Source organism: Chryseobacterium sp. CS3K3.1 (assembly GCF_059515165.1).
Genome location: NZ_JCAKRV010000005.1, coordinates 110,186 through 134,971 on the forward strand (window position 1 = coordinate 110,186; position 24,786 = coordinate 134,971).

Sequence of the window (24,786 nt, forward strand, 5' to 3'; positions counted from 1 at the left end):
TATGTTTTTATAAGTGTTAAACGACTTTTAAGTGCTGCTTGTTTTTTACCAGCCACAGACCAATGAAAGTCAGCAATCCGTTAAGAACAATCAGTTCTACACCGATTCTGTAATCAGTATACGTGGTAACAGCAAGATTGATTAAATAGGTCAGGATAGGGGCAAAAATAGTTACCGCAAGAATTGAATATTTTCTTGAAATCTGGAACCTGGTGAAAATTCCAAAGGCGAAAAGTCCTAAAAGCGGTCCATAGGTATATCCTGCAATTTCCATGATCAGGTACACAATGGATTTATCATTTAATGCCTTGAAAACCATGATCAGAATAAAGAAAACGACAGTGAAAGTTAAATGCACTTTCATACGAAGACGTTTCTTCTCTTTTTCAGTTTTGGTTTTATCCTCATTAAGGTTTAATAAATCTACACAATATGAGCTTGTTACAGCTGTTAAAGCACCGTCTGCAGAAGGAAATAAGGCTGAAATTAATCCGATGATGAAAATAACAGAAATAGCCATAGGAAAATATCCCTGAAGCGATAAAGCCGGGAAAAGATCGTCTCCCATTACGTTTTTAATGTTTCCTGCCGGATCTTTAAATCCGAAAATATTCGTTACCGTTTCACCGTTTATAGTCCCATATTCCGCTCCATGCTGCAGCGCAAAAAGGTATAGCAACCCTCCCAGGAATAAGAATGCAAGGTTCACGATAAGAAGTGTTCCGGCGAAGGTCAGCATATTTTTCTTTGAATTCTTAAGGTTATCTACAGAAATATTCTTCTGCATCATTTCCTGATCCAGTCCCGTCATGGCAATGGTAATGAAAATTCCTCCCAGAATGGTTTTCAGGAAAAAGGTTTTGGAATTAGGATCAAAATTGATGAAATGAGTATAGTTTTTCTGTTCCAGAATCGTATAAGCTTCACCGAATGATAAATTCAGGTTGGATAAAATATAAACAATACAAGCTACAAGACTGATGATCATGAAAGAAGTCTGCAGGGTATCTGTAATAACAATCGTTTTTACACCGCCTTCAAAAGTGTACAGAAGTACCATCAGCAGAAGTATAAGGGAAGTTACCCAAAACGGAACTCCCAACCCTTCAAGTAAAAATATCTGTAAAACATTTACTACCAGGTATAATCTTGCGGTAGCTCCAATTGCTCTTGAAATAATAAAAAAGATAGAACCGATTTTATGCGCCTCCACATTGAATCTTTTCCCCAGATAGGTATATATAGAGGTCAGATTCATCTTGTAATAAAGTGGTAAAAGTATCGCTGCTACAATAAAATATCCGATGAAGAACCCGATCACCATCATATAGTACTCAAAACCTCCGTAAATATATTCGGAGCCGGTCATTTTTCCGACGGTTCCCGGAACGGAAATAAAAGTAACCCCACTTAAACTGGTTCCTATCATCCCGAATGCTACGAGCCACCATTTACTCTTTTTGTTACCGATAAAAAAAGACTGGTTATCAGAATTCCGGCTGGTGAAATAAGAAATCACCAAAAGACCGATAAAATAGACGAAAACAAATAACAAAAGGATAGTTCCTGGATTCATTCTTGATTTTTAAATTTTAGCAAATATATAAAAAAGATCAGTCGTGAATCATGAATTTAGTTCAGACACAATTTTTATATAATTACTTTTTTGAAAGTAATCCAGGCTTGGGATAAAACCAGTATTTTCAGAAAGGTCTGAAGCCTGGAGCTGGAAGTTATAAAGCTCATAAAAGAAATGATCCTCTATATTTTCATCTTTTTATAGTGATATCGGTAAAAAGTAACTTTACTTTTTCTGTCTTAAAGCCGGATACTGTTTTCTGAGTTAATAGAAACAGTTTGCTTCATCAAACCAATTAAAAATTGATTCACTCTTTGCCTGCTTAAAATTTAATATAATTCAAAATAAACTTTGCGTTAACAGAGATCTTGTATTGAGAATAAAATAACTGCATAAAAAAACCTTTCAGAGCGATCTCTGAAAGGTTTGTATGGTAAGGGTGTAATACAGTGACTAATTCACTAAAACATCCTGAAGTTCCTCACTTTTCTGGAAACTTGCCTTAGCGAAAGGGCAGAGGGGAATAATCTTCTTGTCATTTTTTCTGGCAAAATCTACGGCTGCCAGAAGCATTTCCTTGCCTACGCCTTTTCCGTTGTAAGCTTCTTCCACCTCGGTGTGGTCTATAATAAATCTTTCTTCTCCTGCCCAGGTATACGTCATCATTCCTGCGCGTCTTCCATCTATGAAAGCTTCAAAACTTCCGTGTTTTTCGTCGTTGTTTTGTTTTACTTCGATCATATTACGAGAATTTAGTTAGTATTTCTATGTCGTTGGTTAATATTTTGTGAACAGGGCATGCGTCTGCAATAGTGTGCAGCCTTTTACGCTGCTCATCATCCAGAATACCTTCAAAGCTGATCTCTCTTTTGAAAACTGCTCTTTTTGTTAATGGGAAATTTTCAAGCTCTACTTCTACATTGATGTTTTCCACATCCCATTCTTTTCTTTCAATATACATTCTCAATGTAGCTGCAGTACAGCTTGCCAATGACGTAGCCAGAATTTCCAGCGGATTGAAACCCTTGTTCTGTCCGCCTTTATCAATCGGTTCATCCGTAATGATTGTGTTTTCGCCGGCTGTTACTTCTGTATAATATTTTGTTTTTCCTAAACTTGCTTTTACCGTTACCGCCATTATTTTTCTGTATTGAATTTATAACTTAATGCACCTGAAGGGCATAGGTCTATTTGATTTTTAAGTTCTTCAGGACTTGCGTTTTCTGCTTTTATCCAGGGTCTTTCTTTAGGATTATAGACTTTTGGAAGTGTTTTTACACATATGGCAGAGTGGATGCATTTCTTAGGCTGCCAGATGACAGTAATGTTTCCATTAGGATATTCGTGTGTTTCCATATCAATTTTCTTTTAATGTTTTTTCGATTCTTCTGTCCGGAATAAGCCATATAAGAGCAACGATATAATAAAAACCTATGGCAATATAAGGATAAAAAAATGAAGTAGCGATTCCCAGGACATAAAATACAATTGAGATATACTCTTTATATTTCGAATGGATGGCTTCTTTCAGTTTTGAATCTTCCCCTTCACAACGGATAATAACATGTTCCAGAATAGTATAGGCAATAGCCGACATAATGAGCCCGATACCATAGACTGCAACGGGATTTTTTGCAAAATTTGTTGTTCCGATCCATTCCGTGGCAATTGGCATCAGAGAAAGCCAGAACAGAAGATGAAGGTTGGCCCAAAGAATGCTGCCATTTACTTTCTTTACTGTCTGGAACAAATGATGGTGATTGTTCCAGTAGATTCCTACATATATAAAACTGAAAATATAAGCCAGAAACTTAGGAAGAAGAGGTTTGACACTGGCCCAGCTATTTCCTTCAGGTACTTTCAGTTCAAGTACCATAATGGTGATAATAATAGCAAGGACACCATCACTGAACGCCTCCAGTCTTCCTTTGTTCATTTACTTTATCTGATTTTTAAAGTTTTGTATTTTACCTTTCAGATCATTCAGCATATCAGGATTGATGACACCGCTTTCCAGATCAAAATTTTCATAGAATTTTGGCAATGAAAAAGTATCCTTAATGTCTGCCGCAAACTGTGGGAAAAATGTTTTTGCCGTATTCATCACATTTCCGCCGCCATAGCCTCCTGGAGAAGTACTCATCAGAAGCATAGGTTTATTCTGAAATACTTTTACGTTAATTCTTGAAGCCCAGTCAAAAACATTTTTAAAAGCTGCACTGTAAGAACGGTTGTGCTCAGCAAGAGAGCAGATGATCACATCACATTCCTCAATCGCTTTTAAAAACTGATGCGCTTCATCCGGAAAACCTTTCTTTTCAAGATCTACAGAGAATACGGGCATTGTAAAATCGTTAAGGTCAATCAGATTGATTTCCTCATCCTGAAAATCTTTCAGAACAAATTTTACCAGTTCCCTGTTGATAGACGTGGAAGATGTACTTCCGGCAAATGCTAATATTTTCATAGTTAATAATCTGAATTGAAATTATTTTCGGTTTAAAATAGCCTTAGGAAGCGGCACGTATTCATTTTCGTCACCTGGAACCAGGGGAAATGCTTCGTGATTCTGATCATTCCAGTTTACTTTTGCCTGTTCAATTAATTCTTTATCAGAGTTAACAAAATTCCAGAATATAAAACGCTCCTCGTCGAATGGCTCACCACCGAAAAGATAAACCGTTCCGTTTTCACTCATCTCGAATTCGCAAAGCTTGGTATCTTTAGCAATCATCAGCTGTTTGGAACCATAAGAATTTCCATCGGTAGTTACTGTTCCATCCAGAACATACATGGCCGCTTCTCCATAAAGATCTTTTCCTATGCTGATCTTTCTGGCTTCTTTTGTTTTAATTTCAAGAAAAAATAATTTGCTGTGTACCGGAACTGCAGATGTTCTTCCGAATGCTTCACCGGCAATTAATTTATACTGAATACCATCTTCTTCCCAAGCCGGAATTTCATCCGCTTCAATATGATGAAAAGTAGGCTCAGACTGCTCAAGATGCTTTGGAAGACCTACCCAGATCTGAAATCCGTGAAGCCTTTTATCACTGTGTCTTAGATATTCAGGCGTTCTTTCCGAATGTACCACTCCTTTTCCGGCAGTCATCCAGTTAACGGCACCCGGTTTTATTTCTATAGAACTTCCAATGCTGTCTCTGTGGAAAATAGACCCTTCCAACAGGTAAGTTAAGGTAGATAATCCGATATGCGGATGTGGCGGAACATCAAGATTCTGATAATCTTTTAATTCTGAAGGCCCCATGTGGTCAATAAAAACAAAAGGTCCAACGGCTCTCTTCTCACGGAAAGGAAGAAGTCTGCCTACCAGGAAATTTCCGATATCTGCTGCTTTTTCTTCAATGATAAGTCCAATATTTGACATAATGATGTGATACTTTTTAAAATGTTATTTAAATAAATTGATGAGTTCTGATGAAGGTTTACAGTTTGTCATAGCCTTCAAATCTGTCATCCACGATACGTTTCCATTCAGGGTGTTTCTTAATAAAGGCGAAAACATAAGGACAGAAGGGAAGAAGTTTTTTTCCGCTTTCCTCAATAAAATTCAAAGTTTTTTCTACTACCGCAGCAGCTGCGCCGGTTCCTGCCAGTTCCGGTTCTGCCTCTGTATGTATCAAAGAAATCTGGTGCATGGTTTCACGGTAATCGATGAATGCATAATGTCCGTTGAACTCTATTTCAAATCTTTTTTCCGCTTTTACAAGAGGTATATTTTCAAATTCTGGTTTCATAATATTTGTACTAAGGGTGCTGCATTTCCTATAAATGCAGGAAATTGCGTGTTAAGACAATTAAACCTTATAGGTTTTAAAACCTATAAGGTTTGCCATTATATAAAGTTAATAAAAAAGGAATAATCAAAGATTAAGATAAATTTAATTCTTTTAATCTTCCAGGTATCCGAATTTTCCGGTATTAAAATCCTCGAAAGCCTGCATGATTTCTTCTCTGGAATTCATTACGAAAGGACCATGAGGGTAAATAGGTTCATTGATAGGCTCACCGCTGATGATTAAAACAACAGCATCTTCCTTTGCTTCGATGGTAAATGTTTCACCTTCATTTTTAAACAATACAAAATGATCGGATTTAACGCTCTCTTCTCCATTAATAATAATACTTCCTTCAATCACCAAAGCCGCAGTATTGAAATGAGCAGGGAAATTAAATTCCGCTTTTCCTCCTGATTTAAGCTTTGCGTTCATCATATGGACCGGAGTGAAAGTGCTTGCAGGTCCTTTATGACCGTCATAGTCTCCGGCAATCACTTCTATAAAACCATTATCCCCGAGATCAACTCTTTCCATTGTAGAGTTTTCAATAGCCTGGTATTTTGGGCAGCTCATTTTATCTTTTGCAGGGAGATTCACCCAAAGCTGAACCATCTGGAAAATTCCTCCTTCTTTTGCCCACTCCGTTTCATGATATTCTTTGTGAAGAACTCCTTTGGCAGCAGTCATCCACTGAACATCACCTTCTCCGATAACACCGCCGCCGCCGGCACTGTCATGGTGTTCTACTTTTCCGCTATATGCTATGGTTACGGTTTCAAAACCCCTGTGCGGATGCACCCCGACACCTCTCGGTCTGTCTGATCCGTTGAAATGAAATTTTGAATTATAATCCAGCATAATGAACGGATCCATTCTTTTCATATCCAATCCAGGAACTCCCGGAATGAAATTGTGAACCCTGAATCCATCCCCTACAAAGTGCGCAGGTTTTGGAGATACTACGATTTCTATTTTTTTAGTTGCCATCACATTGTTGATTTATGTAAACAAAATTACCATACATATATGCGAAAAGCATTGATCTGTGTTAAGTTCGTAGAAGGGTAGAATACAGAATACAAATTGGCGGAACCGCGTAGTAATCCGCCATAGATGCATTATTTTTATAATTTTACTTTTTTCCTGATTATTCCTCCTTAGACTGCATGTTCTTCCCATCCGAAATATGGAGTCTTCTGAATACCAATCCGGATAGAATTGTTAATATTCCTACTGTGAGAAAGGTTAACCGGAAAGCATTGTGGATTTCTCCTTTGATCAGATCTGTATTTTCGAACAGCTTTAAAACAATCAGTCCGAAAGCAATTCCGAAACCGATGGCTAACTGTTGATTGACAGAGAGTAATGAGTTTCCGCTGCTGGTCTGGAAATTTCGGAGATCGGCAATGGAAATAGTGTTCATGGAAGTGAACTGTATAGAGTTGAAAAAGCCCAGTACCGCAATGATGGGAACAAACCAATATAGAGAAGTGTGAATGTCAGGAATAGCAAGCAGGCAGATCAGCGTTCCGATAATAAAGGTATTCACCATTAAGGTCTGACGATAGCCATATTTATCTAAAATCTTTATAACAGAGGATTTTCCGAATATAGCTGTTAAAGCCATAGGAGCAATGATCCAGCCGGAAGTTACCGCAGATTGTTTATAGGCAATCTGAATCATTAGCGGAAGTAATAACGGAACGGAGCTGATTCCCAATCTGGTCGCCAGATTGCCCACAATACCCACACGGAAAGTTCTTACCTGAAACAGATTTAATGGGAAAATAGGATTTCCGCCTCTTTTTGCATGTTTATAATAATAGTACAGGAACAAAAATCCCATGATAAATACCAATAAGACAGGTGTGATATTCTGAATGTCTCCGAAAAGTTCCAGTGAAACAGAAAGCAGGAGAGAGGCTGCGGCAAAAATCAGGAACCCTTTTAAATCAAAATCTACATCATCAGATTTGTAATTGGGCATGAATTTTAATCCTAAAAGAATTCCCAGCACCCCAATCGGAATATTGATCAGGAATATCCAGTGCCATGAAAGATAGTCTACCATATAACCTCCCACTAAAGGCCCGAGTACAGGCCCGATAAGTGCTGGAATAATGGCAAAGTTCATGGCTTTGAGCAGTTCGTTTTTGTCAAATGTTTTGATGAGTGCCAGTTTTCCGACAGGAGTCATCAGGCTTCCTCCAACTCCCTGAACAACCCTAGAAATAACAAGATGGGTGAGGTTTTGAGACAAAGAACAAAATAGCGAACCCAGACTGAACAATACCAGAGAAAATATAAATACCTTTTTGGTCCCGAACCGGTCTGCAAGAAATCCGCTGGCTGGCATAAAAACAGCAAGGGTTAGAACATAACTGATAATAGCATTCTGCATATTGAGCGGAGATTCATTCAGATCTTTTGCAATAGCAGGCAGGGAAGTATTCAGGATCGTGGAATCCAGCATTTGCATGAAAATAGCAGTGGCCAGAATTAAGGGAAGTATTTTTTTTACGGAGGTCTGTTGTGTATTTGCTTCTGTCATTTTGTACCGGCTGGGTTATAAAAAAATCCCCAGACTTATTTGATTTGAAGAACCGCTTACTCTAAGCGTTTTGATTCTTAGATAAAGAAATCCATATAAAATTAAAAAAGTCCTGTGAAATTTCACAGGACTTTTTGATTTATTTTCTAGGTTTTTCTACTCCTTTCCATTCATCACCGGCTTTTCTGTACTGGCTTAAAGTGAAAGTTTTGAAATCCTTGGTTTTGTATTCGATGTTATCAGTATTCTGTTCAAAAGGCATGATATAATAATATTCGATATCCGTTTTGTCAGACTTGTTCCCTTTTTTTACAGTAGGAACATATTTTGAGAATTTATAGCTTGGAAGATATTGTCTTAATCTGGTATAAAAAGCTTTATCTTCTTTTTCGCTAGGAATGATATCTACAATATTAAGATCATCTTTTTTCTTGTCAATCCAGAGATAATAGGTTTTTTCTTCTCCTATATTTCTGTTGAATGAGTTGAAAGCAAATAATTCCTTGGGTACAAGCTCTTTGATTTTTTCCGGATCAACCTTAGTATAATATTGCCCTTTTGACGGATCTACATACGTTTCAAGGTTATACATTAAAACAGAATTGTTTTCAAATTTTTTATTTTTAAAATATTGATTTAATGATAATTCTGCAGTTGCTCTCAGTTCTTTGCCTCTTGCATCCAGTTTTTTGGTTGGATTCTGAGGGTTTACATATTTTACAAATTCATATAAAACGACAGGTTTTATATCTTTAAGGTGAGGATAAGTTTTCAGTTGCTCTGCTTTTACCAGCCAGTAGAATTGTTGATAGTAGTCGTCCTTATCCTGGTCTTTCACACTCTTGTAAGCCAAAGCAAGCTTCTTTGAATTCAGATATTTGCCGTATTTCCCTTGTCCAAAAGCAAAACTAATCGCTAATAAGGCAAATAAAACAGTAAGGTTTCTTCTCATTTTTTTATAATTGATATTTTCGTTTTCCAAATATAATTATTTATTAGATATTATTTTGGATTGTGAGTTAAATTATGCCATATTGTTATTGTTAATTCAAGAAAAAATCCTGTATTGCTACAGGATTGATAAATTATAACAGAGAGAGTTATATGTTTGAATAAAAAAAATATATATTTTAATTAGTGAATTAATATTATTGGCAAGGTTAAATAAACGCTATGGTCGCAAGGTTTATATTTTAATCCCATATATTTCGTTCGCAAGGGCACTTCGTTCAGCGAGGATATCAGTTTGTCTGTTGCTAAGTGAAACGCCTTTGCGATCGTTCTTAAACACTAATGGAAATATCTTAGCGTACTCTGCGTTAAAATATCCCGAATCCCGTAACCCGAATCCCGCAACAAATTCACAAGCGCAGCGGATTGACCATTGACGATTCATCAATCGATTTTCTAATATGACGTTTCATGCACTTTCACTGCTCTTCCGCTTGGATCGTTCATTTTTTTGAACGCTTCATCCCATTCCAAAGCAATAGGAGTAGAGCAAGCTACGGATGGAACCGATGGAACAGTAGCTGCAGCGGTTTCACTTGGGAAATGTTCTTCAAAAATCGTTCTGTATCGGTATTCTTCTTTGTTCTGAGGGGTGTTTAGCGGGAATCTGAATCTTGCATTCGCCATCATTTCATCCGTTACTTCTTTTTCAGCTACTTCTTTTAATGTGTCGATCCATGAATAGCCTACACCATCCGAGAACTGTTCTTTTTGTCTCCATGCAATAGAATCAGGAAGCAGATCCTCGAAAGCTTTTCTCAATACCCATTTTTCAATTTTTCCTTCAGCAGTATTGATCATTTTATCTTTAGGGTTAAGCGTCATCGCAATATCCATAAATTCTTTATCAAGGAAAGGTACTCTTCCTTCAATTCCCCAGCTCATCAACGCTTTGTTGGCTCTTAAACAATCATAAAGGTGAAGTTTGCCCAGTTTTCTCACCGTTTCATCGTGGAATTCTTTTGCATCAGGAGCTTTGTGGAAGTACAAATAACCTCCGAACAATTCATCTGAACCTTCTCCTGAGAGAACCATTTTAATCCCCATAGATTTGATCACTCTTGCTAAAAGGTACATTGGGGTGGATGCCCTGATGGTGGTTACATCATAGGTTTCAAGGTGGTAAATAACGTCACGTACAGCGTCCAGTCCTTCCTGTACGGTAAAGTTAACCTCATGGTGTACAGATCCGATGTGTTCTGCAGCTTTCTGAGCTGCTGCCAGATCGGGAGAACCAACCAATCCTACGGCGAAACTGTGAAGTCTCGGATACCACGCTTCCTGTGTATCGCCGCTTTCAATTCTCTGGCGGGCAAATTTTGCAGTAATTGCGGAAATAACAGATGAATCTAAACCTCCTGATAGAAGTACTCCATAAGGAACATCACTCATCAGTTGTCTGTGAACGGCATCTTCTAGACCTTTTCTCAGTTTTGAAATATCCGTTTCATTGTCTTTTACATGATCAAAGCTGTCCCAGTCTCTTGTGTACCATTGCTGAAGCTCAGCACCATCTTTGCTGTAAACGAAATGACCGGGCAGGAATGTTTCTATTTTTTTACATACCCCTTCAAGAGCTTTTAATTCTGAAGCGACATAATAGTTTCCGTTTTTGTCCCAACCCTGATAAAGCGGGCAGATTCCCATATGATCGCGGGCAATAAGATAAACATCATTTTCAGTATCATATAAAGCGAAGGCAAAAATTCCGTTGAGTTTCTCTACGAAATCTTTTCCGTATTTTCTGTACAGTGCAAGGATCACCTCACAGTCCGACTGAGTCTGAAATTCATAATCAGGAAATTCTTCTTTTAATTCTCTATGGTTGTAGATTTCACCGTTTACGGCTAATACTACTTTTCCGTCTTTCGTAAATAAAGGTTGTTTTCCGGAAGTTGGATCTACAATGGCAAGTCTTTCATGAGAAAAAATTACTTTCTCATCCTGGAAAACTCCACTCCAATCCGGTCCTCTGTGACGGATTTTTTTTGACATTTCCAATACCTGAGGTCTTAATACTTCGGTTTTTTGCTTGGCGTCAAATAAACATACAATTCCACACATAATTTTTTATTATTTATGGAACAAAAGTAAAAGTGATGTTTATAAATAACAATTAAAAATGTTTAAATGAGAAAATTTTTAATCAATTAATATTTTTAAGTTAAAAATTTTAACTATTTATTGGAATTAAGATGTTTTTGATTAATTTTTTTCGTTGGGACTAAAATTGCCAAATCTCTATACGAAATAAAAATGACATATTTATTAATCTATGGTAAGTAATTATATAAATTTTACCCCTTACTTTGTGGCTCGAAATAATTTTTTTTCATCATTTGTGTTTTTACCTTCTTGCAATTCTCATGCAAGAAGGTTTTGTTTTTATTGAACCCCCAGTAATACGCCGGAAACATTCCATGAACTGAAGCTTGTTCCTTCCGTAGGACCTTGTGGAATTTTTACCTGAATCGTATGTTTTCCTGCTTTCAAATCTCCAAGAGGAATGAATTCAGGATTGGTAACCGTTCCCGGACACCAGTTTGATCTGCTGAGGTCTGATGACGAAAGACCATCCTGGAAATTTCCGGAGGCCGGATTGTATAAACGGTATGAACCACAGTCTGTTCTCCACGGTACAAATGAAAAAACGGGTTTTCCATCCACAAATATAGAATTGGCTTTTGGAACAAATTCATCACCATTTTCCCAACCGCCATGTCCTGTTGAGGTATATCTTAGCTGAGCATTTTTCAGATCTTTATCCAAAGTGAAATCAACAAGTAGACCTTTGTCCTGACTGAACATGGTAGAATAGTCCTGTCCTGCCATTTCCATAATGTTTAAAGTGTTGAATAACGGGATGGCTACATTATTTTTATTAACGTTTTGATCGCTTTTATGAATCGTAATATCAAGACTTACTTTGTGTCCTCCTTTATCATAATTTCCAATAAAAGTGCCTATCCAAAGCTCTTTTCCGGATAAAGCAGGCTTTAATTCTGTAATATCCTGCCGGTAAGGGCTGATGGTCTGCCACTCTTTTCCCTTAAGCTGAATATGATTAAACTTCTGAATGCCAAAAGCGGTAAAAAACCGCATCATTTCCATAGCAGGGCTGTAGCTGCCGGTAGCCGTTACCCCGTAATATTGTTTTCCGTTTCCATTGTCATAGACAGGAAGGGTTTTTGCTCCGTTTTCCAAGCCGTCAAAAAACGACTTTTCTTTATCCTGCGGAATAAAAAATACAGTTCCGGTTCTGTCATACGCATCTCCGTTCGACTGCTGTTTTAGTTCTGCAAAAATAGTCTCTCCCTCTGTAATAGCAGGAAATTTTACTTTTTTAAGGATAATAGTTCCCTTGGCGTATCTTTTTATCTGGCCGTCAGATTTTGAGGCATCAGAGAAGTTGATGATTTCGTTTTCAAAAACATTCAGCGTGGTAAATCTGCTTTTCCATAGAAGGTCTTTATATCCCAACTGATCAGTTGTCTGTATTTCTCCTTTTATGATACTTTCAATTCCGGCATTCTTTATTTTTTTGATTGAAGCGGCAGTCGTTAAAGAGTTTTTATTTCTTTCCACCTCCAGGACCAATCCTAAATTCTGCCCCAATACAGATGGGCCGCCTTTCAGCTTCAGGTCATTCGTATACCAGACTTCAATGGTATTTGAATTGACTTTCGTAACCGCTTTTTTACAGTTGTACCCTAAGATCTTTTTCGTTTCATTGGTCAGTTCAAAATCCTGTTTTCCTACAGATTCAGCATCTGAGGTTGAGATGATTGAGCCGGGTTTTAAAAAGGCATAAGAAACTATAGTATTGGATGGCTTTTCCACCTTAGTGATTTCATAAGGATAGCTGCTTTTTTGTTCTTTGATCGTGCTGTTAAGAATGAAATTTTCTTTTTCATTGACCCAGATAATTGTAGAAGGCTGATCAGTTAATGCTTTTCCGTTATAAGAACTGGAGTACTGAATTTCATAGGTCTGTGCAGAAAACAGACAGTATAAAAAAACAGCCAGAAAATTGAAAACAATTCTTGTATGCATAAATAAATGAGTTTGCTGCAAAGTTACTGTTAACTTCTCACAGCGTCAAACCGGTTTAATCTATACAGTTAGTAGAAAACGTACTGTAAATGTTACAAAAAATGTTACATTTTTTTAAATTAACAGAATATTGAGTTTGAAATAAATTGATCTATATTGCGTTCAATCAAAAAAACAATACCATTGAATAAGTTAATTCTTTTTTTTATATTTCTTGTGTCATTAAACTTTATAGAAGCACATAAACCGAAAGTTAGGATAGAAAACTTCGGAAATATAAAAACTTATTTTGTTTCAGGGTTTAATTTTGACCAAAAAACAATTGAATCAGAGGAGTTAAAGATGCAGGTTGTTGGAAGATTATCTAAACTTATTGCTGAAAAATTAGGCTGTTCTGATACGATTATGATTGAAAGAAAGACATACTATTCTCATGATCCTAAGCAAGAGTTTTTTATTTTAGAAAATAATAACTCTCAATATAAATTAGCAGTTCTTGATGAAGGTATTTTATTGAAAAGTAATAATAAAGGTTTATCTGTGAGGATTTTAAGTGGAAATATAAATGTGGTTGATGTTTTGAAACTTGTTGAATATTCCATTCTGAATCGGAAAAAACTTAATCGGAAACATATTGTTACCGCTTATTATTATGGAGAAGAAAAGTTGAAAATATTAGTTAATTCTGAGAATTTTATTAGAAAAATCTGCAAAATCCAATCCAAATTAGTTTCTGAAGTTATCAATAATAATATTGAATTATTGAACAATGGATTTTTAAGAACTAAAATTTCATGGAAAAGTGGAAAATTTATTTTTGGAATTGATCATAAACCTCCGGCAGGTGGTAATTATCTGGAGCCTTTAACGAATGATTTTAAGATTGAAGATTTCAGATATTATTTAGATTCTAATCATTCAAACTTCTTTCTGATTTTTCATAATTCAAACGAGTTTACATACTTCGATGGTAAAAATGAAAATACATCGGCTAAAATAGAAGTAAAAAATAGTTCGTGGTATCCGTTTCAGCTTTCAAAAGATAGATTCAGAGATAAAATAGTTTTATTTGATAATTATAGCTATTTCTATGTCTATAATTTCAAAAAAAAACTACTCCAAAAAATAGAGTAGTTTAAATATCGTTTAGAGGATTTGGATTAAGAAACTCTCTCAATCAAAGCCATGTAGAACCCGTCATATCCTTCGCTAGGCATTACTTTTTCATCTTTAATCATCTTGAATCCAGGATTGTTTTTGATAAATTCTTCTACCTGAAGATTGTTTTCAGACGGAAGGATAGAACAGGTAGCATATACCATTTTTCCTCCTTTTTTAAGCATTTTAGAATAGTCCTGAAGGATTTGTTGCTGCTCCTTTTTAATTCTGTCAATAAAGTCCTGGTCAATTTTCCACTTACTGTCCGGGTTTCTTTTCAAAACACCAAGACCTGAACAAGGTGCATCAATCAGAAGTCTGTCAGCCTTTTCATGAAGACGTTTGATCACCTTGTTATCAGAAATCATACGGGTTTCAATGTTGTGGGCTCCGGCTCTTTTGGCACGACGCTTCAGTTCTGCAAGCTTCCATTCAAAGATGTCTAATGCTACGATCTGACCTTTGTTTTTCATTAATGCAGCTAAGTGCAATGTTTTTCCTCCCGCACCTGCACAGGCATCTACCACTCTTTGTCCTTCTTTTACATCAAGGAAATACCCGATTTTCTGAGAAGAAGCATCCTGAACTTCAAATAATCCTTCTTTGAAAGCTGTGGTAAGGAAAACATTTTTCTTTTCTTCCAGCTGAACAGCGTCAGGATAACCTTTAACAGGATAAGAAACAACACCCTCATCTGAAAGATCAGAGATAAGCTCTTTGGTGGTTGTTCTTAAAGAATTGGCTCTTAAAACCGTAGGAGCCTGCTCGTTCAAAGCAATCATTTCTCTTTCCCAGCTGGCACCCAGTTCTTTTTCAAGAGTTTCAGCAAGCCATTCAGGAATAGAGTGTTCTATCGCTTTTGTAGGAACAGTGTTCTTTTTAAGTTTGGTAAGAATATCGGCGATTTTAATTCCGTCAAATTCTTCAAATTTTTTATAATTGGTTTTACTCCAAAGTAAGTACGCAATAATCAGTTTGTAGATATTGTTGGGTTTTACACCTTCACCCATATAGTATTCAAGGCGTTTCTTCCAACGGATAATATTGTAAAAAATTTCAGAAACAACGGCTCTGTCCTGGCTTCCCCATTTTCTGTTGGCTTTCAAAAGTCTTTCAATAACTTTATCGGCATATTTGTTTTTCTCAAAAAATGTCTCCTGTAGGGCATCGTGAATTCCGATTGCCAAGTTTCTGTGAATAAGTTCCATAAATTTGCTTCGCTGTTTGAATCTGCAAAAATACGACTTTTAATTGAGAGTTTGGAATTTGGGTGGGGAGATTGAGAATAGGAGAGGTAAAGGGGATCGTTGATGGTGAATGGTGAATCCGCTTCGCTTGTGAATTTTCGTGTTTCCTGTTGAGAGGTTATGAGTAATTATATTAATATTGTACAGATCAGTTTTCTAATGAAAGGTTGCGCATTCACGATTCAATTTGCAAAGTAAAAATTGACTACTGACAATCTGAGATTCAGTAGTGAATGGCCTGTGTGTTTATTAATTTTTTGCATAGTAGAAATAAATTTTAATGCTGAATTTGTAAAGATTTTCCGATTATTTGTATTTTTTATTTGTCGAAGATAGCCTTTTACTATAAGACGAATAAACCTGTGTTTTTGCTTAATGAAAAATATTTGTTAACAAAATATACACTGTTCATTACTATACTTTATTTTCTTTGCAGCAAGTTTATTTAATTTGTATTAATTCACCTGTCTGTGTAAAATTAACAGGCGCTTATGATCTACTATACTGAGCTTTATCTATTGACTTCAACCTCTAAAAAGTTCTACCTTTGCAAAAAATAAAAATATGAGTGACACAGTAATTTGTCCAAAATGCAGCTCTGAGTTTACCTACCCGAGCGATAATATGATGGTATGTTCCCAGTGTTTCTACGAGTGGGATCCGGCAGAAGCCGCTGCCGAAGCCGCAAATGAAGGAAAAATCCTGGATTCCAATGGAAATGAACTTCAGGATGGAGATTCTGTAGTGGTAATAAAAGATCTACCTGTAAAGGGAGCACCAAAACCGGTAAAAGCCGGAACTAAAGTGAAAAATATCCGTCTGAGACCGGGAAGTGATCACAATATTGACTGTAAAATTGATGGTTTCGGAGCAATGGCTCTTAAGTCAGAATTTGTTAAGAAAGCATAAGAAAACTTTGTTTTTCTATGCCCTGAAAATAAAGAAAAGGAAAAAATTGGACAGTGTAATCTTTCAACAGACTTAATTGCAAGATTGCTAATGTCCGTCTGGAAGGCAGAAAGAGAATTAACCAAAAATTTCCTTATACTTTAGAAGTACAAATGTAAGAAAAAGTTTTAAAACAGCTTCTTACGTCTGTGCTTTTTTTATTGATAAGTATAAGTGAATGTATAAGTTATGTGCAATTTGGTTTTTCGCTTACATAAACGAAATACAGATCGTTCCTGATATTTTCTCATCCGTATACACAACAAGCTCCTTTTCTTTTGCTCTTAATTTATTCCAGTAATAATTTCCTGCAAATCTGCTTTCAAGAACTTCGGCTTCAAGACCGGTTTCTGTGATTTTGATTTCTTTGGGATAATAAGAGAATTTGGTAAGCTGGAAATTTTCAGCTTCTGCTTCACTGAAAATATTCACTTCCCCGAATAGCTTAGCAACATAAGAATTGTAAGGATGTCTGTAGGTTTCCTCCGGACTGTCATTCTGAATCAGTCTTCCGTCCTGCAGAATGACAATCTGGTCCAGCCATGGCATAATATCCTGAAGTTCATGCGTGGAAATAATCAGAGAAACTTCATGCTGTTTTACATATCTGAAAAGTCTTTCCCTCAGTTCAATTTTTCTAGGAAAATCCAGATTACTGAAGGGTTCATCTAAAATAAGAAGTTTTGGAAGTACAGATAATGCTCTTGCAATAGCCACTCTCTGCTGTTGTCCGCCACTTAAGAATTTAGGAAGTACGTTGGCAAATTCCTGAAGTCCCACTACCTCAAGAAGTTCCGTTACGGTTTCTTTTTTCTGTTTTAAATTGATATTAGAAATAAATTTTCCTACGTTTTCAGCCACCGTAGCGTAAGGCATAAGATCAAAATTCTGGGCTACGAATTTCATTTCTGGTTCTCCGGGAACAAGATTTCCTTTCGGTCCCAAAAGCTTTGCTCCGTTAAAAATGATCTCTCCTTTTTCCCAATCCAAAAGACCATAGATAAGGTTAAGAAGAGTAGATTTTCCACATCCGCTTTCACCGGCCAGCGCTATAATCCTGTTTTCTTCAAACCTTAGATTAAGGTTCTGAAACAGGGGATTTTCTTTGTTATGAGAGAAAAATAAATTGTTTATTTCTAATAGCATATTACAAATGTAAGGTTTTTATGAAAACATAATTTTTTTTATTATATTAGCGGAACTAATAAAAATAAATCAAAAATGAGAAAAAAACTGTTTTCGTTAGCTATTCCTGCATTATTTATTGCTGCTGTAATGGTTTCTTGTAAAAAAGACAAACCACTTACGAGTGAAAGTAATGAGGTGACAACTACCAAAGAAGGTAGCCAGTTCACTTTGGATACGCTAAACAGTAAGGTTGAATGGAAGGGATATAAAGTATTTAAATCTGAGAATACAAGCCATTTTGGAACCATCAGGTTTGAAAGCGGAGATGTGACGGTGAAAGACGGAAAACTGGAAAGCGGAAAATTCGTTGCTGATATGAACTCTTTAACTTCTGTGGACTTGAAAGACAGCCCGGAAGATTTAGGGAAATTAAATGGCCACCTGAAAAGCGGAGATTTCTTTGAAGTTGAAAAATTCCCGACAGCTTCTTATGAGATTACAAAGGTTACTCCGGCTACAGAAGGGGATTATAATACTCTTTTAGATGGTAATTTAACGATTAAAGGAATTACAAAGCCTGTTCAGTTTAAAGCTAATGTTTCTGTGAAAGATGGAGAAGTAAGTGTAGCTACTGAGCCGAAAGATATCAAGAGGGAAGAGTTTGGAGTAAAGTTCCAGGCTCCTGCTGAAAACGGTGTAATCAAAGACGAGGTAACTCTTCAGATCAGCGTTAAAGCTTTAGAAAAGAAATAATTTTTTTATTTAAGTGAAATAAGTGATTGAAGTCTGCCTCCCGAAAAAGAGGCAGATTTTTTTTTGACGGACTTATTATTCAACTTAAAATCGTATTTTTGCAAAACATTTTGAAAGGGTAAAATAATGATAGAAAAGATAGAAGAACTACTGGTCGAAGTAAACGGCTTCAATGCTACCTCTAAGGAAGAGATCGAAAACTTCCGAATCAAGTACAACGGTAAAAAAGGGGTTCTGAATGATTTTTTTGAAAAATTTAAAGAAGTTCCTAACGACCAAAAGAAAGAATTCGGACAGAAAATCAATACTTTGAAGCAGGCAGTGGCTGTAAAACTGGAGGATTTGAAAAATGCTTCCGCATCGTCTGTTGTGATTGAAAAGGAAGATCTTACAAGACCTGCTTTTCCATTGGAATTAGGTTCAAGACATCCGATCAATCTGGTAAAAAACAGAATTATTGAAATCTTCAAATCTATCGGTTTTGCAGTAGCAGACGGACCAGAGATTGAAGATGACTGGCATAACTTTACAGCGCTTAACCTTCCGGAATATCACCCGGCAAGAGATATGCAGGATACATTCTTCATTGAGCAGAATCCGGATATTCTTTTGAGAACGCATACTTCTTCTGTACAAACGCGTTATATGGAAGAAAACCAGCCGCCTATCAGAATTTTATCTCCGGGAAGAGTGTTCAGAAACGAAGCAATCTCTTCACGTTCTCACTGTATTTTCCATCAGATTGAAGGATTATATATTGACGAAAATGTAAGCTTTGCAGACCTGAAGCAAACAATCCAGTTCTTTACGACTGAGCTTTTCGGAAAATCTAAAATCAGAATGAGACCTTCTTTCTTCCCTTTCACAGAGCCAAGTGCTGAAATTGATGTGTATTGGGGATTAAACTCAGAAACAGATTACAGGATCACAAAAGGTACAGGATGGCTGGAAATTATGGGATGCGGAATGGTAGACCCTGCCGTATTGAAAAATGTGAATATCGATGCTGAGAAATATTCAGGATATGCATTCGGAATGGGTATTGAAAGAATCACGATGCTTCTTTACCAGATGAGTGACATCAGAATGTTCTTCGAAAATGATATCAGAACACTTGAACAATTCAAAACGCTATAAAAAATCAAACCTCCGGAGCTCCGGAGGTTTTTTGTTTTTAATTACTGACCTAAGAAACAAAACGTAATTAAAAACTGATCTTATTGAAAAATTTACACGTGTCTGTTTCTTATGCCCATACTTCGGTTCGGAACCGCCAGGTACCTCAAATGAAGTATTGACATGCTGCAGCTCTTTGTCTGCCTCTATTATAAAGACAATCAATATTAATATTCTATTACATTGAACATACAAAAGCCTGTCTCAAAAGTGTCATTCTGAACGAAATGAAAGGGAATGAAGAATCTCAGGTTATTAATTATCGATGAGATTCTTCCTTCGTCAGAATGACAAAAATCAAATTATTTGACTTTTGAGACAGGTTTTATCTTTAAAACTGATGATTGTTATTTAGTGAACTTTAAAGGGTACTTCACATTTTTATAATCATCAATACTCGCTTTCAGTGATCCTACTGCAAGTTCAGCTTTCAACAGCATAGGAATGTGGTTGGAATCATTGGAAACCCACATGGTTACACCTTCTTTTTCCTTAAACACTCTTCCGCTTTTTACAGAAGGAATAATTTTTAAACAGTTAATAGTTCCAAATTTGGTTTTTAAATTTTCTGTTCCTGTTACTTTCAGCTGGAAAGGAAACATTTCATCATCAATCCACACATTCATATTGATAACTGTTCCTACTTTCAATTCATCGGGACTTTTACTTCTTAAATAATAAAAGCATGAAAGCATATCCTGAACACCTTTTACTGATTTCAGAACTTTAGAACCATTAGCTGGTGTCTTTTTATCTGTTAAAATTAAAGTGCTGTTATCGTGATTAAAAACGGTTTCAAAATGCTGGCGGTAACTTCCTTCACGTACATTTCTAACATAAAAGCTTGGTAATCCCGTTTGTGTATTGATGAAACTTTCGTATAAATCTTCTACTTTGAAGAATGCTTTTACGGCACCTGTAGTCTGTCCTGTCCCTTTTACATAAAGATGAGGAACTCCTTTGTAGGTAGTTTGTTTGGTCGTAAGATTGGCAGTTCCTGCATTAAGGAAACCATAGTGGATTCTAAGAGTAATAGATTCGCCATCTGCAATATTATCAATCTGGGCAGAGCCTAAAAAGAATATAAATACAGCAAAAAGGTTCAAAAGTTTATTCATAACAAGACATTTACAAAAATATTGCCAAATTTAAAATCTTAAAAGATAGATATTTGACAAATCTCAGGTTTTTATTTAGAATCAATTAAATATGCTTCGCATTAAAATTAGTAAATTTGCAGTTACATGTATAATTAAATTATCTTAAAGATTATGATAACCACTGATATATTGATCATAGGTGCGGGACCTACAGGACTTTTTGCAGTTTTTGAAGCTGGTTTATTAAAAATGAAGTGTCATATTATTGATGCACTTCCACAGCCGGGAGGGCAATTGGCTGAACTTTATCCTAAAAAACCTATTTTCGATATCCCTGGTTATCCTTCTGTGAATGCCGGAGAATTGGTGGATAATCTGATGGAGCAGATCAAGCAGTTCCAGCCTGGATTTACCTTAGGGGAAACCGCTGTTTCTTATACAAAAATAGATGATGAATGGTTTGAGGTGATTACCAACAAAGGAACCGTTCACAGATGCAAAGCGATTGCCATCGCAGGAGGTTTAGGGACTTTTGAGCCAAGAAAACCTACTTTTGAAAATATCGCTGACTATGAAGAAAAAGGTCTTGAATATTTCGTTAAAGAACCTGAACACTTCAGAAATAAAAAAGTGGTGATTGCTGGTGGAGGAGACTCTGCATTAGACTGGAGTATTTTCCTTTCTAACGTTGCAAGTGAAGTAACTTTGATTCACAGAAGAAATGAATTCAGAGGAGCTTTGGATTCTGTAGAGAAAGTTCAGGATCTGAAAAATCAGGGGAAAATTAAATTAATTACACCTGCCGAAGTTACCGGTATTAAAGGTGACGGAAAAGTAGAAGCAATCACTGTAGAAGTAGAAGGACAGGAAGCTTACGATATTGAAACAGATTATTTCATTCCTTTATTCGGATTGACACCAAAATTGGGTGAGATTGGAAACTGGGGACTGAATATCGAGAAAAATGCAATCGTTGTAAACAATGCTCTTGATTATCAAACTAATATTGATGGTATCTACGCTATCGGAGATATCAATACATACCCTGGAAAACTGAAGTTGATCCTTTGTGGTTTCCACGAAGCTACTTTAATGTGCCAGAGTGTATACAACAGACTAAATCCTGGTAAAAAATTCGTATTAAAATATACAACGGTAAGTGGTGTAGACGGATTTGACGGAAGCCGTAAAGAAGCAGAGAAGGCAGTTGTGAAAAAAATTGACTAATTTTGCAGAATTATGTCAGACGTTAATATTAAAATCACCGACAGAGAAGGGGTAACCCACGATGTCGTAGCTCCTACGGATATGTCCATGAACTTAATGGAAATTATCCGTTCCTATGAATTGGCAGAAGAAGGTACTATTGGGGTATGCGGAGGAATGGCGATGTGTGCTTCATGCCAGGTATATGTAATCAATGATCCGGGTCTGGAACCGATGGGAGATGAAGAGGACGCCATGCTGGCTGAGGCTTTCCATGTGAAAGACAACAGCAGATTGGGATGCCAGTTGCATATTGCCGATGCCATGGAAGGGCTCGAAGTGGAAATTGCTCCTTATCCTTAGAAAATATTTTTTAATCTTAATAAGAAACCCGTCCGGATTTTCCGGACGGGTTTTGTTTTCATATTTATTTCTGAGAACATATATACTCGTGTCTGATTAGCGTGTCTTCTTTAATGATTTCTAAATAACTTTCACCTTCATTCTTTATAAAGTAATCTCCCGGTTCTATTTCATCTTTATAGGAAATCCACCATTGGCCGTTGTCATAACATTCACAAGGTTGAATGCTTTCAGGAATAGTTCCCTTTAATTTAATAGATTTTATACCTTCAATGCTTTCGACTCTAATTTTACATTTTTGCTTCTTAACTCTTTCCATAGAAGTCTTGCAATCTTCCATAAAATAAGAAGAAAGAGCAGGAACAATAACGAATATAGTTACAAATACTGTGGCAACTCCGAGCATTTCTTTATTAACGTTGTAGCTATTCATGTGAAAGACTATAAAACTTAAATTTCCTCCTTAGAAATCCATTTCCCAACTGTAGGCGCCTGATAATTTCTCATCTTTTTCAGCAGATCATCAATGGTACTGCAGATCAGCATCATATCTCTGTTGATTTGCTTTAAAAATCCTTTGTCCACCATGGTTTGAACCAGATTGATCAGATCATCATAAAATCCGTCAATATTCAGAATTCCGATCGGTTTTTTGTGAAGCCCGAGCTGTGCCCAGGTGATCATCTCGAAAAACTCTTCCAGCGTTCCATAACCGCCGGGTAGAACGATAACGCCGTCACAAAGTTCATTCATTTTGGTTTTTCTTTCGTGCATGGTTTCCACGATGATAAGTTCTGTCAAGTTCTTGTGAGCAATTTCTTTGGATTGCAGAAAGTGGGGAAGGACTCCAATAACCTTGCCTCCTTCGGCTAATGCTCCGTCTGCTATCGTTCCCATCAAACCCACATCAGCACCGCCATAAATAAGCTGTATACCTTGTTGAGCTAGAGTTTGTCCCAATAAAAATGCCTGTTCTTTGTAAATGTCATGCGAGCCAAAACTTGAGCCGCAGAATACGGTGATACTTTTCATTGTATTAGATTTGTTTTTTATGCTATTGTTGAGATGCTTCGACAAGCTCAGCATGACATCTCTAATACTAACTGCTTTTTTAGAGATAAATTTTTAGCAGCGTCATGCTGAGCCTGTCGAAGCACTTTTTATTTTCAATTAAATAAATATATTCAGATTAAAACTAAAAATATCCAAAATCATAAGACTTTGGATATTAATATCGTTATTTTAATGTTCTATTTCTGAGGAATATTGGCTAAAATATCTTTCAGGAAGCTCCAGAATTTCTGAGTTGAAGGAATATTCGCTCTTTCATCAGGAGAGTGCGCTCCTCTGATCGTTGGTCCAAAGCTTACCATTTCCATTTCAGGATAGTTGGCTCCGATGATTCCACACTCAAGACCAGCGTGGCAAGCTACTACATGAGGTTTTTCGCTGAACTTTTCAGTATAAAGCTTCTCCATCAATTGTACAATTTCTGAACCTGGTTTTGGCTTCCATCCCGGATATGATCCGCTGAACTCAACATTCATTCCAGCCAGTTCCGCAACCGATTTCAATTGTTCTGCCACTGAATATTTAGAAGAATCTACAGAAGATCTTGTAAGATTTAAAATCTTAAGTTCTCCACCTTTCAGTTCTACTCTTGCCACGTTGTTGGAAGCTTCTACAAGATCAGCCACATCAGGGCTCATTCTGTATACTCCGTTGTGAAGCGCTTTTAAAGTAAGGATCACTTTTTTAGAATCTGCTTCTGAAATAGCTTTATCGGAAGACGTAGAGTTTTCAATATTGATCTGAAGTCCCGGTTCTACAGTGGCAAATTCTTCTAAGATCTCTTTTTTAAGAACCGTTACATTTTCAATAAATTCCTGGGCATTTCTCACTGAAATTACAGCAACTCCTTCTCTTGGGATAGCATTTCTCAACCCTCCGCTGTCGATAGAGATCAATTCAATATTCTGGCTTTCCAGTCCGGTGTAAAGAAGTCTTCCCAAAATGATATTGGCATTTCCGAAACCTTTATGGATATCCATTCCGGAGTGACCTCCCTGAAGACCTTTTACTTCAAGTCTTACAATTTGTCCTTTTGAAGCTTCTGCAGCATAGGTTTGGGTGATTGTCACATCTACACCTCCTGCACAGCCGATATCAATTTCATCGTCTTCTTCAGTATCAAGGTTCAATAGAATTTGTCCTGTCAATTGCCCTGGTTTTAATCCTAAAGCACCTGTCATTCCAGTCTCTTCATCAATCGTGAAAAGAGCTTCCAATGCAGGGTGTGGAATATCTGAACTCTCAAGGATAGACATGATGGTAGCTACTCCTAAACCATTATCAGCGCCCAAAGTAGTTCCTTTTGCTTTTACCCAGTCACCGTCAATTTCCATTTTGATTCCTTCGGTTTCAAAATCGAAATTCACATCATTGTTTTTTTGGCAAACCATATCAAGGTGCGATTGAAGCACAATAGATTTACGGTTTTCCATTCCTGCCGTGGCTGGCTTTTTAATAATAACGTTTCCTACTTCATCTACCGTAGTTTCCAGTCCTAAATCTTCACCAAATCCTTTGATAAAAGCTATTACTTTTTCCTCTTTTTTTGAAGGTCTTGGAACAGCATTTAATCTGGAGAAATTTTTCCATATAATCTGCGGTTCTATATTAGATAATTCCATTGAAATTTATTTTTCTCAAA

25 protein-coding genes are annotated in these 24,786 nt (G+C 36.6%); 6 read left to right on the forward strand and 19 right to left on the reverse strand.

Annotation, left to right across the window (positions count from 1 at the left end; all coding sequences use genetic code 11):
* Positions 1 to 16: 16 nt before the first annotated feature.
* The 13 genes from AC5YGI_RS06845 to AC5YGI_RS06905 form a co-directional block, all read right to left on the reverse strand.
* Positions 17 to 1,576 carry a sodium:solute symporter gene (locus AC5YGI_RS06845; RefSeq protein WP_496167862.1) on the reverse strand — a complete coding sequence of 520 codons (1,560 nt, stop codon included), beginning with the start codon at positions 1,574 to 1,576 and terminating at the stop codon, positions 17 to 19.
* 456 nt (positions 1,577 to 2,032) lie between these two features.
* A complete protein-coding gene (locus tag AC5YGI_RS06850) occupies positions 2,033 to 2,320 on the reverse strand; it encodes a GNAT family N-acetyltransferase (RefSeq protein WP_171006298.1) in 288 nt (95 codons plus the stop codon).
* Between the two features lies 1 nt (position 2,321).
* Positions 2,322 to 2,717 carry an OsmC family protein gene (locus tag AC5YGI_RS06855; protein ID WP_446106644.1) on the reverse strand — a complete coding sequence of 132 codons (396 nt, stop codon included), beginning with the start codon at positions 2,715 to 2,717 and terminating at the stop codon, positions 2,322 to 2,324.
* Positions 2,717 to 2,935, reverse strand: a complete 219-nt coding sequence (locus tag AC5YGI_RS06860) for a (4Fe-4S)-binding protein (RefSeq protein WP_110010863.1) — start codon at positions 2,933 to 2,935, stop codon at positions 2,717 to 2,719. The genes AC5YGI_RS06855 and AC5YGI_RS06860 overlap by 1 nt, the downstream gene beginning before the upstream one ends.
* A 1-nt stretch (position 2,936) precedes the next feature.
* Complete coding sequence (locus tag AC5YGI_RS06865; protein WP_062675413.1) at positions 2,937 to 3,515, reverse strand: TMEM175 family protein; 579 nt, start codon at positions 3,513 to 3,515, stop codon at positions 2,937 to 2,939.
* The gene (locus AC5YGI_RS06870) at positions 3,516 to 4,046 is read right to left on the reverse strand and encodes an NADPH-dependent FMN reductase (protein WP_202843361.1); all 531 of its coding nucleotides are present in this window, start codon (positions 4,044 to 4,046) and stop codon (positions 3,516 to 3,518) included.
* 21 nt (positions 4,047 to 4,067) lie between these two features.
* Positions 4,068 to 4,967 carry a pirin family protein gene (locus AC5YGI_RS06875; RefSeq protein WP_496167863.1) on the reverse strand — a complete coding sequence of 300 codons (900 nt, stop codon included), beginning with the start codon at positions 4,965 to 4,967 and terminating at the stop codon, positions 4,068 to 4,070.
* A gap of 58 nt (positions 4,968 to 5,025) precedes the next feature.
* The gene (locus tag AC5YGI_RS06880; RefSeq protein WP_496167864.1) at positions 5,026 to 5,337 is read right to left on the reverse strand and encodes a GNAT family N-acetyltransferase; all 312 of its coding nucleotides are present in this window, start codon (positions 5,335 to 5,337) and stop codon (positions 5,026 to 5,028) included.
* Between the two features lie 153 nt (positions 5,338 to 5,490).
* Positions 5,491 to 6,366, reverse strand: a complete 876-nt coding sequence (locus AC5YGI_RS06885) for a pirin family protein (RefSeq protein ID WP_496167865.1) — start codon at positions 6,364 to 6,366, stop codon at positions 5,491 to 5,493.
* A 160-nt stretch (positions 6,367 to 6,526) separates the two neighbouring features.
* Positions 6,527 to 7,930, reverse strand: a complete 1,404-nt coding sequence (locus AC5YGI_RS06890; RefSeq protein WP_330745396.1) for an MFS transporter — start codon at positions 7,928 to 7,930, stop codon at positions 6,527 to 6,529.
* A gap of 139 nt (positions 7,931 to 8,069) precedes the next feature.
* Complete coding sequence (locus tag AC5YGI_RS06895) at positions 8,070 to 8,912, reverse strand: hypothetical protein (RefSeq protein WP_227944262.1); 843 nt, start codon at positions 8,910 to 8,912, stop codon at positions 8,070 to 8,072.
* 425 nt (positions 8,913 to 9,337) lie between these two features.
* Positions 9,338 to 11,005 carry an asparagine synthase B gene (gene asnB / locus AC5YGI_RS06900; protein ID WP_110010871.1) on the reverse strand — a complete coding sequence of 556 codons (1,668 nt, stop codon included), beginning with the start codon at positions 11,003 to 11,005 and terminating at the stop codon, positions 9,338 to 9,340.
* 321 nt (positions 11,006 to 11,326) lie between these two features.
* Positions 11,327 to 12,994 (reverse strand): GLPGLI family protein, encoded by a 1,668-nt coding sequence (locus tag AC5YGI_RS06905; protein WP_330745397.1) that lies wholly within the window; start codon positions 12,992 to 12,994, stop codon positions 11,327 to 11,329.
* A 183-nt stretch (positions 12,995 to 13,177) separates the two neighbouring features.
* On the opposite strand from AC5YGI_RS06905, the gene AC5YGI_RS06910 reads away from it, so the two are divergent.
* Positions 13,178 to 14,128, forward strand: coding sequence for a hypothetical protein (locus AC5YGI_RS06910; protein WP_330745398.1), 951 nt, complete (start codon positions 13,178 to 13,180; stop codon positions 14,126 to 14,128).
* A 26-nt stretch (positions 14,129 to 14,154) separates the two neighbouring features.
* Here the strand turns inward: AC5YGI_RS06910 and AC5YGI_RS06915 are convergent, their stop codons facing one another.
* Complete coding sequence (locus AC5YGI_RS06915) at positions 14,155 to 15,360, reverse strand: RsmB/NOP family class I SAM-dependent RNA methyltransferase (protein WP_227943664.1); 1,206 nt, start codon at positions 15,358 to 15,360, stop codon at positions 14,155 to 14,157.
* 603 nt (positions 15,361 to 15,963) lie between these two features.
* Here AC5YGI_RS06915 and AC5YGI_RS06920 point away from each other — a divergent pair.
* Positions 15,964 to 16,308, forward strand: a complete 345-nt coding sequence (locus tag AC5YGI_RS06920; RefSeq protein ID WP_062675403.1) for a zinc ribbon domain-containing protein YjdM — start codon at positions 15,964 to 15,966, stop codon at positions 16,306 to 16,308.
* 249 nt (positions 16,309 to 16,557) lie between these two features.
* Here the strand turns inward: AC5YGI_RS06920 and AC5YGI_RS06925 are convergent, their stop codons facing one another.
* On the reverse strand, positions 16,558 to 17,493 hold the full coding sequence (locus AC5YGI_RS06925) for a sulfate/molybdate ABC transporter ATP-binding protein (RefSeq protein ID WP_330745399.1): 936 nt from the start codon (positions 17,491 to 17,493) through the stop codon (positions 16,558 to 16,560).
* A 75-nt stretch (positions 17,494 to 17,568) separates the two neighbouring features.
* Between AC5YGI_RS06925 and AC5YGI_RS06930 the strand changes: the two genes are divergently transcribed.
* Together AC5YGI_RS06930 and pheS are read left to right on the forward strand one after the other, a co-directional pair.
* Positions 17,569 to 18,228, forward strand: a complete 660-nt coding sequence (locus tag AC5YGI_RS06930; RefSeq protein ID WP_034697022.1) for a YceI family protein — start codon at positions 17,569 to 17,571, stop codon at positions 18,226 to 18,228.
* Positions 18,229 to 18,354: 126 nt separating this feature from the next.
* Entirely contained in the window at positions 18,355 to 19,365 is a 1,011-nt protein-coding gene (pheS, locus tag AC5YGI_RS06935; protein WP_110010876.1) for a phenylalanine--tRNA ligase subunit alpha, read from the forward strand.
* A gap of 386 nt (positions 19,366 to 19,751) precedes the next feature.
* Here the strand turns inward: pheS and AC5YGI_RS06940 are convergent, their stop codons facing one another.
* Complete coding sequence (locus tag AC5YGI_RS06940; RefSeq protein WP_330745400.1) at positions 19,752 to 20,522, reverse strand: DUF3108 domain-containing protein; 771 nt, start codon at positions 20,520 to 20,522, stop codon at positions 19,752 to 19,754.
* Between the two features lie 153 nt (positions 20,523 to 20,675).
* Between AC5YGI_RS06940 and AC5YGI_RS06945 the strand changes: the two genes are divergently transcribed.
* Together AC5YGI_RS06945 and AC5YGI_RS06950 are read left to right on the forward strand one after the other, a co-directional pair.
* The gene (locus AC5YGI_RS06945) at positions 20,676 to 21,731 is read left to right on the forward strand and encodes an NAD(P)/FAD-dependent oxidoreductase (RefSeq protein ID WP_062675398.1); all 1,056 of its coding nucleotides are present in this window, start codon (positions 20,676 to 20,678) and stop codon (positions 21,729 to 21,731) included.
* 12 nt (positions 21,732 to 21,743) lie between these two features.
* Positions 21,744 to 22,073, forward strand: coding sequence for a 2Fe-2S iron-sulfur cluster-binding family protein (locus AC5YGI_RS06950; RefSeq protein WP_034697026.1), 330 nt, complete (start codon positions 21,744 to 21,746; stop codon positions 22,071 to 22,073).
* Positions 22,074 to 22,137: 64 nt separating this feature from the next.
* Here AC5YGI_RS06950 and AC5YGI_RS06955 read toward each other — a convergent pair whose 3' ends face one another.
* The 3 genes from AC5YGI_RS06955 to AC5YGI_RS06965 form a co-directional block, all read right to left on the reverse strand.
* Positions 22,138 to 22,506, reverse strand: a complete 369-nt coding sequence (locus AC5YGI_RS06955) for a hypothetical protein (RefSeq protein ID WP_330745401.1) — start codon at positions 22,504 to 22,506, stop codon at positions 22,138 to 22,140.
* 17 nt (positions 22,507 to 22,523) lie between these two features.
* Positions 22,524 to 23,105, reverse strand: coding sequence for an LOG family protein (locus AC5YGI_RS06960; protein ID WP_330745402.1), 582 nt, complete (start codon positions 23,103 to 23,105; stop codon positions 22,524 to 22,526).
* A gap of 218 nt (positions 23,106 to 23,323) precedes the next feature.
* The gene (locus AC5YGI_RS06965) at positions 23,324 to 24,766 is read right to left on the reverse strand and encodes an aminoacyl-histidine dipeptidase (protein WP_330745403.1); all 1,443 of its coding nucleotides are present in this window, start codon (positions 24,764 to 24,766) and stop codon (positions 23,324 to 23,326) included.
* Between the last annotated feature and the right edge of the window lie 20 nt (positions 24,767 to 24,786).